The sequence below is a fragment of the Thermus sp. FJN-A genome, assembly GCF_054655095.1.
The window spans coordinates 1-236 of the sequence record NZ_BAAHSC010000294.1; the positions used below are offsets into that span (position 1 = coordinate 1).

1 protein-coding gene is annotated in these 236 nt (G+C 73.3%); it reads right to left on the reverse strand.

Features of this window, described 5'->3' with window-relative positions:
- A partial coding sequence (locus ACYQ0J_RS13765; RefSeq protein ID WP_460172632.1) for a metal-dependent hydrolase occupies window positions 1-236 on the reverse strand: 236 nt, incomplete at both ends.

Genomic DNA, 236 nt, shown 5'->3' on the forward strand with positions numbered 1-236 from the left:
GGAGGAGGAGGGCGAGGGCCAGGAGGAAGGGCAGGGAGTGGGTGAGGGTGCGGTGGCCGAAGCGCCTTTCCAGGAAGGTGGAGAGGGGCCTCAGGAACTTGCCGGGGCCGGAGGTGGTGGTGTCCACATCCGGCATCACCGCCCCCCAGGCCAGGGCCAGGCCCTCCAGGAGGCCCACCTCCACCCCGAAGCCCCGCAGGAGGGAAGCGGTGAGGGCGGCCCCGGCCAGGTGGGTC